This window comes from Nocardia sp. bgisy118 (genome assembly GCF_057708605.1).
On sequence record NZ_JBYISM010000026.1, the window covers coordinates 1 to 14,465 of the forward strand.

The 14,465-nt window shown below is 65.1% G+C and carries 14 protein-coding genes and 2 pseudogenes; 10 read left to right on the top strand and 6 right to left on the bottom strand.

What is annotated here, in order from left to right:
- Together AC3EO7_RS27350 and AC3EO7_RS27355 are read right to left on the bottom strand one after the other, a co-directional pair.
- On the bottom strand, positions 1–59 hold a 59-nt coding region (locus AC3EO7_RS27350), incomplete at its 3' end, for a polyketide synthase docking domain-containing protein (RefSeq protein WP_435592859.1).
- Positions 60–168: 109 nt separating this feature from the next.
- Complete coding sequence (locus AC3EO7_RS27355) at positions 169–447, bottom strand: transposase (RefSeq protein ID WP_435592768.1); 279 nt, start codon at positions 445–447, stop codon at positions 169–171.
- A gap of 780 nt (positions 448–1,227) precedes the next feature.
- Between AC3EO7_RS27355 and AC3EO7_RS27360 the strand changes: the two are divergent.
- From AC3EO7_RS27360 to AC3EO7_RS27370, 3 genes and pseudogenes are all read left to right on the top strand, one after another.
- Positions 1,228–1,571, top strand: a pseudogene (locus AC3EO7_RS27360) (DDE-type integrase/transposase/recombinase); the annotation flags it as partial.
- 38 nt (positions 1,572–1,609) lie between these two features.
- A pseudogene (locus tag AC3EO7_RS27365) lies at positions 1,610–1,831 on the top strand (ExeA family protein); the annotation flags it as partial.
- Between the two features lie 1,106 nt (positions 1,832–2,937).
- Positions 2,938–3,582 carry a hypothetical protein gene (locus tag AC3EO7_RS27370; RefSeq protein ID WP_435592769.1) on the top strand — a complete coding sequence of 215 codons (645 nt, stop codon included), beginning with the start codon at positions 2,938–2,940 and terminating at the stop codon, positions 3,580–3,582.
- Here AC3EO7_RS27370 and AC3EO7_RS27375 read toward each other — a convergent pair.
- Both AC3EO7_RS27375 and AC3EO7_RS27380 read right to left on the bottom strand, forming a co-directional pair.
- Positions 3,538–4,866, bottom strand: a complete 1,329-nt coding sequence (locus AC3EO7_RS27375; RefSeq protein ID WP_435592770.1) for an IS630 family transposase — start codon at positions 4,864–4,866, stop codon at positions 3,538–3,540. The genes AC3EO7_RS27370 and AC3EO7_RS27375 overlap by 45 nt on opposite strands.
- Before the next feature lie 56 nt (positions 4,867–4,922).
- Positions 4,923–5,894: an IS630 family transposase gene (locus AC3EO7_RS27380; protein ID WP_488186291.1), complete on the bottom strand. Its 972-nt coding sequence runs from the start codon at positions 5,892–5,894 to the stop codon at positions 4,923–4,925.
- A 288-nt stretch (positions 5,895–6,182) separates the two neighbouring features.
- Here AC3EO7_RS27380 and AC3EO7_RS27385 point away from each other — a divergent pair, with 288 nt between their 5' ends.
- Positions 6,183–6,629, top strand: a complete 447-nt coding sequence (locus AC3EO7_RS27385) for a hypothetical protein (protein WP_435592772.1) — start codon at positions 6,183–6,185, stop codon at positions 6,627–6,629.
- Positions 6,630–7,203: 574 nt separating this feature from the next.
- Positions 7,204–7,812, top strand: coding sequence for a hypothetical protein (locus AC3EO7_RS27390; RefSeq protein WP_435592773.1), 609 nt, complete (start codon positions 7,204–7,206; stop codon positions 7,810–7,812).
- A 35-nt stretch (positions 7,813–7,847) separates the two neighbouring features.
- Here AC3EO7_RS27390 and AC3EO7_RS27395 read toward each other — a convergent pair whose 3' ends face one another.
- Entirely contained in the window at positions 7,848–8,165 is a 318-nt protein-coding gene (locus AC3EO7_RS27395; protein ID WP_435592774.1) for an ATP dependent DNA ligase, read from the bottom strand.
- 267 nt (positions 8,166–8,432) lie between these two features.
- A complete protein-coding gene (locus tag AC3EO7_RS27400; protein ID WP_488186289.1) occupies positions 8,433–8,921 on the bottom strand; it encodes a hypothetical protein in 489 nt (162 codons plus the stop codon).
- 954 nt (positions 8,922–9,875) lie between these two features.
- On the opposite strand from AC3EO7_RS27400, the gene AC3EO7_RS27405 reads away from it, so the two are divergent.
- From AC3EO7_RS27405 to AC3EO7_RS27425, 5 genes are all read left to right on the top strand, one after another.
- Positions 9,876–10,295, top strand: a complete 420-nt coding sequence (locus tag AC3EO7_RS27405; RefSeq protein ID WP_435592776.1) for a hypothetical protein — start codon at positions 9,876–9,878, stop codon at positions 10,293–10,295.
- Between the two features lie 621 nt (positions 10,296–10,916).
- Entirely contained in the window at positions 10,917–11,072 is a 156-nt protein-coding gene (locus tag AC3EO7_RS27410) for a hypothetical protein (protein ID WP_435592777.1), read from the top strand.
- Between the two features lie 128 nt (positions 11,073–11,200).
- The gene (locus tag AC3EO7_RS27415) at positions 11,201–12,409 is read left to right on the top strand and encodes a hypothetical protein (RefSeq protein ID WP_435592778.1); all 1,209 of its coding nucleotides are present in this window, start codon (positions 11,201–11,203) and stop codon (positions 12,407–12,409) included.
- Positions 12,397–13,212 (top strand): class II glutamine amidotransferase domain-containing protein, encoded by an 816-nt coding sequence (locus AC3EO7_RS27420; protein WP_435592779.1) that lies wholly within the window; start codon positions 12,397–12,399, stop codon positions 13,210–13,212. Before AC3EO7_RS27415 ends, AC3EO7_RS27420 begins: the two co-directional genes overlap by 13 nt.
- A 90-nt stretch (positions 13,213–13,302) precedes the next feature.
- Positions 13,303–14,448 (top strand): MmyB family transcriptional regulator, encoded by a 1,146-nt coding sequence (locus AC3EO7_RS27425; RefSeq protein ID WP_435592780.1) that lies wholly within the window; start codon positions 13,303–13,305, stop codon positions 14,446–14,448.
- Positions 14,449–14,465: the final 17 nt, after the last annotated feature.

Sequence of the window (14,465 nt, forward strand, 5' to 3'; positions counted from 1 at the left end):
GCATGCAGATCGCCGCTTACCCGCCTGAGGTAATCAAGATACTTCTCCTCGCCAATCACAAAATCTCCCCAGAGTCAGAAACAAAGCACTCAACACAAGGCAAATTCAATGGACTGCCCCTCAAAAGCGAAACGCGGCAGTACAAGCCGCCAGCCGCTTGCACATCACTCAGCATTGACGCAACCAGGTGATGTCCATCAAGTCTTCGAACGGCAGCAACTCCCCACCCGGCTCATCACGAGCCGTGGGACACAGGCTGGTCATGATCTGGTGCTTCAGCTCCGCGAGCACCCTCAAGCAGGATTCAGTGCCTTCGCCACCGCCCCCGGCCGCCGTGCCCGCGATCTCCCGGGCGCTCTCAGCCACGGCGGCCGGGGCAAGATAGGTGAACCGGTTGGCGATCTGGCCGTTGTGAATCTTGACGTAGGTCGCGTCGATGAGCACCACCGGCTACACCGGATCCGGTGTCCGGGACTGCCAGTCGGGTCGACGGGCCGCCGCCCGCTCGACGATGGCTGCGGCAGCCAGCTTGGCCCTGTTGGCGCCCCGTGTCCCGGCTCCCCGTTCGACGCCTCCGGGAGCTGATCGGCCAACTGGGGGCGCGCACCGTCGGGGAACGATAAGCTTCAGCGCTTTGGTGTCGGCCTGGTCCGAGAGCCAGCGCACCGGCCCGACGCCGAGTTCCGTACCGGGCCAGCCCTCGGCGGGTTCGGTCGGGACCGGTGATACACCGACTAGGCCATCCTCATCAGGCATCTGAAACTCCACAAATCCGGGCAACATCACCGAAAGCCCTGGAATCACAACGTGATAGGCCCCCGTCGGCGGATGGACTGCGATTCATAATCGATCTCCAGTGACCCGCTCGCCCTACAGTAGCGCAGGCCGACCCGTGGAGCTACGGCTGCGACACAACAAGATCACGAGTGGAGAGTTCGGCGTGGCCCGAATCGGCACGATCCGCGCGCTGAACGACTTGGCGGCCACCAGTCCGACTCCGAACGTGGTCTGGCCCACCGCTTCCCGAGACCAAGTCCACCCCGCCGGGCGGGCGCATGACCTCCTCGGTCCGAGTAGGACATGCACTGTCCAGCACCTCGTCAGCGCCAAGTGCCTTGGCGAGGTGTGCTTCGTCGGTGACGCGTAGCGATCATGTGCGCACCGTAATGGTGGACGAGACGCGCAGCCGCCTGCCCCACCCCTCCGGCCGCCGCGTAGACAAGCACCGACCACTCCCGCCTGTCGATCGGGCATACCGAGGACACCGTGCGGCTTGCGGCCGCGTTGCGGCCCGCGCCATATACGTGGACGACGGATCAACATATGTCGACAACTGGTTGTGGTGAGCCTGCGTGCAACCCATTGTCCACCTGGTGTATTCGATGCCAGGCAGGCCGGAAGGCCGAGGTAGGATCGAGCGATTCTTCAGAACTGTGCGCGAGCAATTCCTGGTCGAAATCACCGGCGCCACAGGTGAGCACGGACGCCACCATGTCACAAATCCAACCGAGCTGAACCGGCTGTTCACCGCCCGGGTCGAAACTCAACACACCGCCAAACCTGAAACGCCCGCGCCGCCACCGAAACCCACGGGGCATCGACTGCTGCTTCCAGCCACGATGAGGCCGTCGCCCGCATAGGCAGGTGCATCGCCGAACGTAGCATCGGGATGGTCACCGGCAAGCTCGGCGCCGGCAAACCATCGCCGTCCGCGCCGCGCTGGATCGCAGCCGTCACACCGGCATCCACCTGCCCGGATACCACCGCCGGGTTTCGTGGCATCCGCCGCCGCATCGTCACGGGCCCGGACGCAAATCCACTTACTCACAATGACATAGGCCAGGTTCGCTGCCCGTACCGGTGCGGCGGGTTCCGGTTCACACACCTCCGCACCTTCGTCGGCCGTCGCGACGAAGACTGAGGATGCCCCAAAGCCGCTCGGACCAAGTCTACTACGGCCCGTAGTTGGCGGCTGGGTCTTCGTGGATCGTCCGCGCCAACACGGGCATCGGCGGCTCGCGATCCTGTACCACGAGCGCAAGGTCGTCCTGGCGGCGAGCTCGGTGGCGCGAGGCCGCGCCACCCGTGTAGATGGTCGTGGTGTTCGACCGGCGGGCGCGCATTGAGCAGCGTTGCCTGGCGGGCACGGGCTCCCGGCACCAGTTGCACACGCAAACGACCGACGGCGCTGACCACAGGTGGCGCGATCGCTCTGTTGGTTTGCACGCTCGCGCCCGGCCAACGCGGCCGCAGGGCGTACGATCTCAAGCGCGCATGTCCGGTCCTTCCACCGCGTTCGGCTATCTGCTCGAGGTGCGCGGTCATGGCATTGGGGCCACAACGAGGTTCCCCGGAATCCTTACAGATGCAAGAACACAATATTGCGTTCTCTTTGCTGCATCTGTTGCGTTCTTGCGGCGTTCTGCTGACCAGTCCTGCGCCTTCGTGACCTCGACGGCGCTGTTCAGAGAGGCGGAAGAGCATGCGTAAGGGGGCTTTTCGATCGCTGGTGCCACCTTCGGCAAACCCTCGGCAGAGTGCCCCGACGGCGCGCTCACCCCTTCCCCTTCCGCTCGTTAGATCCCACTCCACGCCCACGCGTCCTCAGACTGCCGCGCTGGAGATTCGATCGATCGATGTCCGGGGCCGATTGGTGGCACAACACGTCCTGGCGGTGCTGGGTTGGGACGCCGAGACAGCACTGGATTGGCGGTTCGCTTCAGACCGAATCGTGATCGTTCCGTCGACAGCTTCCCGGATCCGCCTGACAGAAAGTCGGCTGTGGCTGCCAGCCCAGGCGCGCTGTCGTCTAGGACTTATCGCAAGGGATCGAGTGGCGCTGTTCGCCGAGACGGACACCACGGAACTGGCGGTCTATCCCGCCGTCGTGCTGGAAAACCTGTTGCGATCGCACTCGACGGCAGGAAGGAGCGCCGAATGACGAGCACACGATCGCGCGCATCGAAAGCCGACATCGCCGCCGCTGCAGCGATTCTCGAACGCTTGAACGTCACCACAGATGATCTGATGGCCACCGCATCAGTGCCCACGGTGGTCGTACCGACCTTCGCCGAATACGCACCACGCGTATACGCCGCAATGCCCCCGACCCGCACCCGCGACAACTACCGCTCCTACTGGAACAAGATCGCCACCCTATGGCCGGACCGGCGTCTCGACGAACCCACGACCAGCGAACTCGCCGGACTGGTCAACCAGATTCGTCAGCAGCGAGCAATCCGGCGCAGCGACCGCGGAGGAAAAGGGGTTGCGCGTGCTGCCGTCGATGCACTGCGTTGCCTGTACCGGCACGCGGTCCGCGACCAGCTCATCGACGCCGCAAGTAACCCCACCACCGAACTCGACCGCAGCGCACCACCGCGTCCCAACCGCCGAGCCTTGCCCACTACCCTGCTCACCGAGATCTACCGCGTCGCCGCCGAAGGACCCGACCCTGAGCTTCATCACGTACTGATCCGCTTGCACATCGAAACCGCATGCCGACGCGGCGGCGCGCTGGCCTTGCGGCCACAGGACCTAGTGTGTCGCGCCGGAAATGCGTTGAAGATATTTGGCGAGTGATTCGAGGATCTCCTCCGCGGTCTTGTGCCAGACGAATGGTTTCGGGTCGGCGTTCCATTGCTCGATCCAGGCTGTGATGTCTTTGTCCAGTGCCGCAACACTTTTGTGGACTCCGCGGCGCAGGAGTTGGTCGGTGAGGAATCCGAACCAGCGCTCGACCTGGTTGAGCCACGAGGAGCCGGTCGGGGTGAAATGCATATGGAAGCGAGGATGGCGGGCCAGCCAGGCGTTGATCGTCGGTGTCTTGTGAGTCGAGAGGTTGTCGCAGACCAGGTGCACGTCCAGTTCCGCGGGCACGGCCTTGTCGATCGCGATGAGGAATTTCTTGAACTCGGCTGCGCGGCGGCGGGAGTACAGCTTGGAGATCACGGCTCCGTCGGCGATATCGAACGCCGCGAACAGGCTGGTCACACCGTGGCGGACGTAGTCGTGGGAGTATCGCTCGGGCATGCCGGGCATCATCGGCAGCACCGGTTGGGAGCGGTCCAGTGCCTGGATCCCCGACTTCTCGTCCACACACAGCACGACCGCCTTCTCCGGCGGATTGTGATACAGCCCGACCACATCGACGACCTTGTCCACGAACAACGGATCGGTCGAGAGTTTGAAGCCGTCGGCCACATGCGGTTTCAGCTCGAACTTGCTCCAGATCCGACCGATCGTCGACGGCGACAAGCCACTTCGTTTGGCCATCGAGGTCCGCGACCAATGCGTCGCGCCCACCGGCTTGTGTTCCAGGGTCATCGTGAGGACTTCTTCGACCTTGTCCAGCAGGATCGACGGGGGTCGTCCCGGACGCGGCTCGTCGGACAACCCCTCGAGACGTTTCTGCGCGAAACGCCTCCGCCACTTACCTACCGTCTGGGCCGTGATACTCAACTCGGCTGCCACATCCTGATTGGATTTCCCTGCCGCGCAACCCAAGACGATCCGGCAGCGCTCCGCGAGCGCCTGCGACGACTTGGATCGACGCGCCCACCGCTGCAACGTCTCACGCTCATCGCCGCTCAACACGATCTCGGCCACCGGACGCCCACCGCGATCACGATCAGCCAGCCCCGCCAGACCCTCGGCAGCGAACTGCCCGCGCCATCTCGCCGCCGACCCCGTCGAGACACCGACAAGCCGCGCGGCACCCGCATTCGACATACCCTCAGCACACGCCAGCACGATCCGAGCCCGTTGCGCCTCACGCCGATCCGGCGATTCCGCCATGCGCGCAAGCTCCACACGCTCAGCATCGGACACAACGATCTCAACAGCGGACGGCCCACGATGCGACACACAAACAGGCTAACAACTTAGAGGGCACATTTCCGGCGCGACACACTAGTGCCTCGTCAAGCAACCTTCGGTAGGTAATCCGGCTGCCGGATCTTCGACCCGACGGCGAAGTCTCGGACGGGTCCGGCGTGCTGGTTGCGCCAGCGGATGTAGTCGCCGATCGCGTCGTCTTGTTCGCCGTGGCTGCGGTGGTCGGTGCCGTTGAGCGCGAAGTACCGCAGCGCGGCGAACTCGCACTCGATGCGGTTCAACCACGACGAATACGTTGGCAGGAACACCAACTCGATCGCGTTGTCCGCGCACCAATCGCGGACCTCACGGCGCTTGTGAACCGAGTAGTTGTCGCAGATCAGATACAGTTTCTCGCCCGGCGAACGTGCGCGAAGGGTTTTGAGGAAGGCCAGGAACTCCGTCCAGCGTTTCCGGTCCCGGATGCGGTAGTACAACTGACCGGTGGCCAAATCGAGAGCGCCGAACATGTGCCGCACGCCCTGGGTGCGATGGTAGGTGGCGCGCAACCGTTTCGGCTTGCGGCGAGTAAACCAGCCGCGGCCGGGACGCGGTTGCAGGTTCAAGGGCCCGAACTCGTCCACGCAGAGCACGCGCCCATCGGCGGGCGGGTTGTCATAGAGATCGAGCAGGCGGGCCATCTTCTCGGTGAATTCCGGGTCGTTGCTGGCCTTCCAGGTCTTGGTGGCCTGCCACGACACCCCGCAGGCTTTGAGGATCTGCCGCAGCGTCTCTTTGCTGATGTCAGCGATCCCGTTGGCCCGCAGCACATCCCGCAGTTTGGACAGACTCCACGTCGCAAACGGCCACCCCAGGTCACGGGGGCAGCACCGGGCGATCTGACAGATCCGATCACGCGTCGCTTGATCGGTCTTCGCCGGCCTGCCCCCGCTCCATTTTGGGTCCAGCGCCTCGAATCCATGCGCGTTGAAGCCGTGAATCACTTGCCGCACATAAGCTTCCGAGACCTGCATCAACTTCGCGATCGCCCCGACCGGTTGATGCTGGGCCGAGGCCATCACCACCACCGCCCGCCGCATCCGCACCGGCACCTTGCTACGCCGGGCGATCTGGGCCAGCTTGCGACCCTCCTCCGGGGTCACCGCTCTGCCGAACACATCCGGCTTGCGAGCCACCGGCATCACCTCCACCGGCAGCATCGCCGGTCAAGGCCTCCGGTTCAACCCGCCACCCCGGCGATTAACGCATCAACCTTCCCGGACAAGGCACTAGACACCACCGAATGCTCGATTCGCCTGCGAGAGAAAGGTGGAACAGAACGCTGGCAGCCCGTCTCCCCCACCCTGATGAGCGCCCTACAGCGCCTCGACAGCCAACGTCGACCGAGCCCCGACGACACTCCGACCCGCGCACGTAACGGTCGCCCCATCAGCGGCGACGCCAGCCAACGACTACTGCGATATCGCAACGGCCATCCGATCACCATCGGCTGCTACGACGGGCTCTGGAAACGGATCCGCACCGAGATTCCCGCCGCCGACATCCTCGGCATCAGCACGCACTGGCTGCGACACACAACGCTGAAGTGGGTCGAACGCAACTTCGGCCTATCGGTCGCCAAAGCCTATGCAGGCCATGCCGACAACCCCGGCCACGGAGCCACGGGAACCTACACGAGAGCCGACATCGAAGAAGTCGCCCAAGCGCTCTCCTGGCTCGCCGGCGAGCAACATCCCCTCGCCCCACCCGCGGACTATAGCGCCGAGCACGCCCCATCCACCTGGGCCGCTTGATGCGGATCCCGGATGAGCGTGCGTCTCATCCGGGATCTTTCATGTTCATAGCGGAACGAGGGCCTCTTGAACAAGTCGGCGAGACACGCCGCCAGCGCAGCGTGTGGAGGGATAGTTGGCTGTACGGCAGCGGAGGACGGCGGCGCGCAACGGTGCCCCAGGAGCTACTGACTGCTCTCGCGACGTAGCGATGATCGGCTAGGAACTTCAGAAGGATGGGCCGATCTCGCGGGCCGTCGAACGACGAACCCAAAACCGAGGTCCCACGACAACGTGCCAACGCATTTGAACGCGCCAGCGTGACCTTGAATCGAGACCAGCCCATCCAGAGGCCTGTTCCAATTGGGCAAACCGTGACTGCCCCCAAGGCGCATCGACCGCTTACACCGGTTTCAGCGGATCTCCTGCATCCCATCTACCGCAGTACATCCGAGAGGAGCAACCGATGTGCCCGAACGCAACTGTCTCTCGACAGCAGTTGATGGACGGTGTTGTATATCGTGCAGAGCTTTCGTTGCAGGTACCAGCACCGCACGCGCGCCACCCTTATGCGGCGCGGGAGGGGAACACCCGCATGGACCTCGATATCACCTGCCCGCACTGCGGCCAGATCGACCTCGTTCAGAGCGTGCCCGCGCTGCATGCCGACGGGGTGTCTACGAGCTACGGCACCAGCCAGTACACCGGAGTCGGCATAACCACCACTGGGTTCGTCCCAGTGGTCGGCACCTCCACTGTCGAACACACCCATGCCACCGAACTCGCCCGCAGCCTCGCGCGAGGGCCCGCTGAGCAGCCGAGTGGACGACTAACGATCCTGGGACTGTTGCTGCTGATCCCCGCACTGCTGGCGCTGTTTCCCGCGGTTGGTTCGGTGATGGTCGACGACGCCGAAGCGAGCCGTTGGACTGCGGCGGTTGTGGCAATCTGCTTCGTTGGCGTCTTCGCCACCCCAGGATTGATCGTCATGGGCACGGTGATCCGTCGCGATCTGCGCAACGCCAAGATCCGGCGTGGTCGTCCCCACGCTCATGCCGTGTGGCAGGCAGGGTTCTATTGCCATCGCTGTGGTGTTGCGTACTGGCCCTACTCGCCTGCCCCGGGAATTCCGGCGAGGCAGCCGTTCGCACCACCGCAGTTTCGCTGGTTCGTCTGGACCGCCGGTGGATACAACAACGCCTGACGTCAAAGGCCAACACCTCACCCACCCACGAATGCCTAGCCGGGCAAGCCAACGGTGACGGGATCGATCTCGATACGCAGTCCACGCCAGCTGGGATGACGTAGGGCCCCGACGTATTCGCGGTATTCGACGGTTCCAACAAGTCGCGGTCGCACCCAGTGCACCCCGACGGCACGTTCTCGCGGCGGGGATCGATCGAAGGGCGACTCGGTGACCGCCAATTCGGTCAGGCGGCGACGCAGAGCACGCGGACCGCCGCACTGAAGCCGGTGCCGACATTCCCGATATAAACGAGGCAACCGGTCCGGTCGTAGGCACCGAGGACCAGAACGTCGGCGCGGGCACGGACACAAGTGTCAGCGTATCTCGAGAAAATACCGACCTGTCGGTCCCTGCGGCTAGGGTCACGACCCGTGGAGTTCAACAGCGGTGACTTCGTCCGGATCGGCCACGGCGGGGTGAGCGTGTTTCGTGTTCTCGAGATCGGCCGTCGACGGAGACCCTGACAGGGCGCTGATTGAGGCCGTCGGCGAGCCGCGACCGGGGATCTATCCCTGGTCGATCCGTGTGGCGCACCTCGTGCCCGCCACCGATCAGTCCGCCGGATCCGAAACCTCCGACTAGAGGTCTGTCCGCCCGGCATCGGCAACGCCCTCACCGCTGTGCTGCGGCCCTGTGCCTGGCGACGGCGACGCCTCGGTGGCCGTCGGGCGTGTCGGCACCTGGGGCACTGAGCCAGCCCGGTTTACTTCTGGGCTAGCCCCGCTGTGAGTGTCGGTGTCGGCGCGTGCGGCGGTGATGAGTTGGCGGGCTTGCTTGGCGCTGATCTCCAGCAACTCGGCCACGTCGTCGTCGGTTTGGCCTTGATCACGGATCGCTGCCGCGGCGAGCGCTTGCTGCGCGCGGTGCGCGGCGATCTGTTCTCCCGCCCGCTCTTGCACACGAGCGATCTGCTCACGCAAATCGTCGATCTCGTGGTCGCGGGCGGTTTCGCAGACGGTGATGGCTTCCCAGGCGGCGATGTACTGCTTGACCGCCGCGGTGATGAGTTGCTCGCGTTGCCGAGTTCGCTGGCGGCGAGCTCGGACCCGCTCACGTGAACGCTCCAAGCGGGCACGGACTTCCGGACGCCGCGGTGTTCGGGCCGGTCGCTTCGGACGTGATGTGGGCATTGCGAACTCCAGGTTTCCGGGGCCCGTCTGCCTGATTCTCCCGCAATCCAGCCTAGCGCAAAACCACCGCCGGACGATGGGCCCGTCGACTCACTGCACGGCCCGGAAGTCGAGCCGCCACAACGTAATCGGCCACACAGATTGCTGGCATCCATCCCCGCCGTTCCAGCACGTTAATCCGTTGACGAATGCTGTCGAGCTCACGCTCGCTCCCCCTGATGCAGAGAAAGGGCGGTCCCATGCCCACTCTCGCTGACCCGCCCCGGCGAAACGGTCATCGCGACGGCGGTGTTCAGCGGGTTGCTGCTGCCGCGCGATGCCGTCGATTTCGCGGTGGCGCCCAGGGCCGGATCTGCTCAGTCCTGTACCTGACCGTGCATCGGCCGGGCGGCTGCCCACCGCGTTGTTGGGGCGCCGCGAGCCGACCGTGCCTCGACCACACGGGAACGCGCGTGTGATCCGACCCTCGTCGCATCTTCCCGACATGGTGCTCCACAACGGTTCCAGAGGATAGAGGTCGACGGGGCTGATCAGGCGACCCGCGTGATCGTCGTCAGGGAAGGAGCCAAGGCGGCTATCGGATCGTCGGCGCTCGCACCCGGACCGCCGCTTGCCGACCGGCACAACCGAGGTAACGACACACCGATCGGGCCATGCCCGCGGCGCCGAGGCGGCGGCCGGTAACCTGCTCGATCGTCCCGCCGAGATCGTGCGGGCACACCCTGTCGGTGAGGGGATCACCGGAGCCGCAACGCTTCGGCGCCGACAGGCGCTGTAGTGGACGGAGTTCGAGTACGACTGTATTGCTCGAAGATGGAGATCGTGCCCACATCGAAGAGGCGAAAGAAGCGGCCGAAGCCCACGCGGGCACAGACGCCCCGCCACGACCTGATGAGGTTGGTCCAGGACGACGATCGGCTTGGCGAGGACGAGCCGATCATCATTCGCCGCGGCCGCCCACTCCCCTCGAGCGCGGTCGTGCCCGGCCCCGGGAATCGCGCGGGATTCAACGCCGACGGGACCAGTTTCCTCCCGAACGCGATGATCTTCGACTCACGGTTGGACGCCCACGCCACAGTCGCCTACGCGCAACTGCTGATGGCGCAGCCCCCGCTGGAGATCACCTGGGAAGAACCGATCGCGTACCTGCTCGAGTTACCCAGGCACAGCGAGGACAGCGAGCAGGGGGTGCTCGACGGTGCGGAGTCACTTCGCAGGCACGGCTATCTGCGGCCGTGCGAGAGCGGATGGACTCTCGACGTTCCCGACGACGCCGAGGAACACAGCTACTTCACCGGTAGGAGTCGGTGAGAGCGAGCCGCGTCGATCGGACCGACAGCTGGTCGCTCGCCGGCGCGGCGTCGGTGCGCAGCGCACCGTACTCGGCGGATGTCTGCGCAAACCGCGCTGAGTCCGAACCTGCTCCGTCTCGGCGCGGGCTGCACAAAACGCACGCTGCTTCTCGGATGTGACCACCTCGAGCCAGTCCGGCCCATGCCGTCGGCGATTAACGAAGCCCATCAACTCACGCAGCGCGGTCTCCAACGTCGCTAGTGCCACACTCGGCTCCAGGATTGGCATCCGGCGAGGATGACGCAGTCACGACGTAGTGCGAAGCGATTTCCGGCCCTGCCCAGCTTGTCCGCGTCGATCAGCTAGATCAGTGGGCAGAAAGCCCTGACTCACTGGGCGACCTGGACGGTCTGGACTTGTACAGTTGAAATCCGATAATCAGCGTAAGTCGTTTTGTGTCAATCGGTTCGGTCGGTCCGTCTCGTCCGTCGTCGCCCCGGCATGATGTGGCGTCAAGCCCGCACGTCAAAGCCCCTGTAAACCAACAGGATTCGTCGGAAACGTCGAACGCGGGACGGCCCACTTCACCGCGTTCACCTTCCACCTGTTTCTTCCGGCTGATGCGACTTCCGAGGGTGGTTGAAGGAGTTCTTTGTCGCGGCCCCGGATTCGGTGATGCCCAAGGCCCGCAAGGGGTTCGAAACGCGCTGGTACGGCCACGCCGAGGATCGGCTGCTCGCGCTCAAGGATGCCGCCCACACAGTGGTGGCTACTGCGATACCTGCGGTGGCGTGAGCCTGGTCCACGACGACCCGTCGAGACCCGCCCACCGATAGTCGCTCATTTTGTCCCGTCCTGTGAACGCCAGCTCGGAGCGTCAGCTCCGGGCTGGCGTTCTTTCGATTTCTGGAAGGTGTGCTGTTATGCCTCATCCCATTCTGGCCACGGATCCGCCGTGTGCGGTGTGTTGGCGCCGCGAGGCCAGCGGCTGGTACCAGCTCGACGAGGATTCCAGTCGGCTGGTCTGCGAGAGCTGCTTCGTTGCGCTGCCGGAGTGTGAGCGCTGCCATGCGACGGTTCGCAGCCTCGCCGTGGTCGCCGACGATCGCCAGCTGTGTCGGTCCTGCACCCGCGGGTGGGTGGGGTGCGTGTCGTGCCGGGAGTTGACCGACCCGCATGTGCGCACGGACACCGGTGATCCGGTGTGTTCGCGTTGTGCGACGGTGTTTTTCGACCTGTGCGTTTCCTGCGAGCGCTACAGCGCCGCGAGCCGGTATGTCTCCGGCGGGGCGCGAGCCTGCACCCGCTGCGCGGCACTCTACGACTCCTGCCCGGACTGCGGCACTTTGTTGCGCGCGGGGCGGGTGTGTGAGCCGTGCGGGCGGCGGGCGTGGGTGTGGAACTACAGCTACAAACCCGACCCGATCTTCCACGGGGACGGGCCGCTGTATCTGGGCATGGAGCTCGAGGTCATCGTCCCGGATTACCGCTACAGCAAGTGCGTCGCCGTGGCCGCCGATCATCTCGGAGACCTCGGCTATCTCAAGCAGGACTCCTCCATCCAGCCGCAGGGATTCGAGCTGGTCACCCACCCGATGTCGTATCGGCACGCGATCGATCACTTCCCGTGGGCCTTGCTCGACGCGTTGTGGGATTTGGGTTGCGAGACCGACCAGACTGTCGGGTTGCATGTGCACGCCAGCCGCGACGGGTTCGACTCCCCGGCCCACATCTACCGCTGGCTGAAGTTGTTGTATCGCAATGAATCCGCGGTCACCATCCTGGCGCGGCGGCGTTCGCACTACGCGCCGTTCGACCGGATCGCACGCGCCAAGGCGCGCGAGACCGCCAAAAGCCACCAGCACGCACTCGGGCTCGAGCGCTATCAGGCGATCAACCCCTACCCGCGAAAGACGTTGGAGCTGCGGGTATTCGCCAGCTCGCTGGAGGCCCAGTGCGTGCAGGCCGCCCTGGCGTTCACCACCGCCTCGATCGACTACACCCGCGCTCTGCGGGTCGCGGATGTGCGGGCAGGGGCGTGGGAGTGGTCGGCCTTCGCCTCCTGGGTCGCACGCCAGCCCGACTACCAGCCGCTGGCCGTGGAAATGGAGGACCTGGCATGTGCCTGCTGACCTACTTCCCGCCTGCCATTGGCCCGGACCCGGTCGCGCTGGCGTATGGGGCGACGGCGAACCCGCATGGGCACGGCTACGCGGTGATCGCCGGACGCGGCGTCATCGTCGGTCACGGGATGGACGCCGGACCGGTGATCGAGGAGTTCGCCGAGGTGCGGGCCCGCTATCCCGATGGGCCGGCGTTGTTCCATTCCCGCTACGCCACCAAAGGCATCCGCGATATCGACAACTGCCACCCTTTCCGGCTCGGCGGGGATCCGCGGACGGTGTTGGCGCACAACGGAACCTTGCCCAAACGCGTCCACCCCGGCGCTTACGATCCGCGGTCGGACACCCGCATCGCCGCCGAGGACTACCTACCGGGTCAACCGTTCGGGTCGATCGACACCCACCGCGGCGCACGCGGACTGGCCTCATGGCTGGGATCGAGCAAGCTAGTCATCCTCACCGCCGACCCCACCTACCGCCACCAGGCGTATGTGTTCGGGCAGCAGGCCGGGACCTGGGAAAACGGAATCTGGTACTCCAACACCAGCTACCTGCCACCGGCCCGACGCTGGCCGACCCGCTGGCAGTACATGTGTGGGCACTGCTGGCACCTCGATTCACATCGCACCAGCCGCTACTGCGGCGACTGCGGCTGGTGCTTCACCTGTGAGATCGCCTTCCCCGACTGCCAATGCCAGCCGCCACGCCCCGCCGACACCGGCGTGCGAACCAAGCGCCGTGGCCATTTGGTCGCGCTCACCCGGCACAGCTCCACCACAGCACAGCCTCACTCCTCCACGCCTAGCTGCTGATTCATCTCTGATCCGAGAACCCCGCACCCAGCTTCCACGGCTGGATGCGGGGTTCTTTCCATTTCTCCCACCGGAAGGTCGTGATCGCTCATGCCCGCCTCCACGTTGGCCGACCCGCTGTGCGAGGACTGCTCCCATCCCATCACCGCCGCGACAGCGGTGTCCACGGTCGAGGGCGAGAAGTTGTGCTCCGACTGCGCGGCCGAGGTGCCCCGCTGCGACGAATGCGCCGCACACACCCGCGAACCGCGGGTGACCGTTCACGAGACTTACCTGTGCAGTCAATGCCTGATCGGCTGGCAGCGCTGCACCGACTGCGACCGCTACACCCGCGAGGCCACCGCGATCGTCGGCGGCGGAGACGCCTGCGAGCAGTGCGGCGACAACTACGACAGCTGCGCCGACTGCGGGAACCGCGCCACCGATACCTACGCCGTCGACAGCCGCGGCCGGGTCTGCGACAACTGCCAAGAGGATTACCGCGAGTGCGCCGACTGCTACACCCTCGTCCCGCGGGAAGAGACCTACTGCGAGTCCTGCGGCGACAACCACAACCCGAGCCACTCCCGGGTGCACGACTGGAGCTACAAACCCACTCCCCGCTTCCACGGTGAGGGCCCGCTGTTTCTGGGGTTGGAACTGGAAATCAAGATCCCGCGTGGCGTTTTCACCGAGGCGGTCGACACCGCCGTCGACGACCTCGGCAAGGCCGGGTATCTGAAGGAGGACTCCTCGATCCGTCCGTGCGGGTTCGAGCTGGTCACCCACCCCGTGTGGAACCTGCTGGCCTGCAACGATTCCTTCGGAGCAGCGACAGCAGTGCTGAGCGAGTCCGAGCAACTGGTCCCCGCCTGGCTGTTCAGCCCGCGAGGCAAGACCCTCTTCCTCGACTGGCTCGGTGAGGCCACCCACACCGTCGCCTCCCACAAGACCATCCTCGGCCGCTACCGCGACTCCGAGCAAGCCCGGCACTTCATGCAGATCCTGGGACAGAACCCGGAATTCGTCCGGTTGTGGACTTCTAGTATCCGCGTCGCCTACGGCCGCAACACCAGCGATCTGCTACACCTACTCGACCCTGCAACCGACGAGCCGGCGTCCTACAGCCTCAGCATCTCCAATGTCACGCAAACCGAGCACGTCTTGCTCGTCACCGTCATCCGCAAGCCCTACTCCGGCCCTCCGCTGCAACACCCCTTGCCATCCTCGCGACACGCCAGCACGACACGCCGATAGCCTGAGGACTCGCCGTG

Coding starts and splice junctions, on each gene's coding strand:
- AC3EO7_RS27415 (WP_435592778.1), top strand. CDS start 11,201: ATGCCTCATCCCATTCTGGCCACGGATCCGCCGTGTGCGGTGTGTTGG.
- AC3EO7_RS27380 (WP_488186291.1), bottom strand. CDS start 5,894: ATGGCCTCGGCCCAGCATCAACCGGTCGGGGCGATCGCGAAGTTGATG.
- AC3EO7_RS27385 (WP_435592772.1), top strand. CDS start 6,183: ATGAGCGCCCTACAGCGCCTCGACAGCCAACGTCGACCGAGCCCCGAC.
- AC3EO7_RS27405 (WP_435592776.1), top strand. CDS start 9,876: ATGAGGTTGGTCCAGGACGACGATCGGCTTGGCGAGGACGAGCCGATC.
- AC3EO7_RS27420 (WP_435592779.1), top strand. CDS start 12,397: ATGTGCCTGCTGACCTACTTCCCGCCTGCCATTGGCCCGGACCCGGTC.
- AC3EO7_RS27370 (WP_435592769.1), top strand. CDS start 2,938: ATGACGAGCACACGATCGCGCGCATCGAAAGCCGACATCGCCGCCGCT.
- AC3EO7_RS27425 (WP_435592780.1), top strand. CDS start 13,303: ATGCCCGCCTCCACGTTGGCCGACCCGCTGTGCGAGGACTGCTCCCAT.
- AC3EO7_RS27390 (WP_435592773.1), top strand. CDS start 7,204: ATGGACCTCGATATCACCTGCCCGCACTGCGGCCAGATCGACCTCGTT.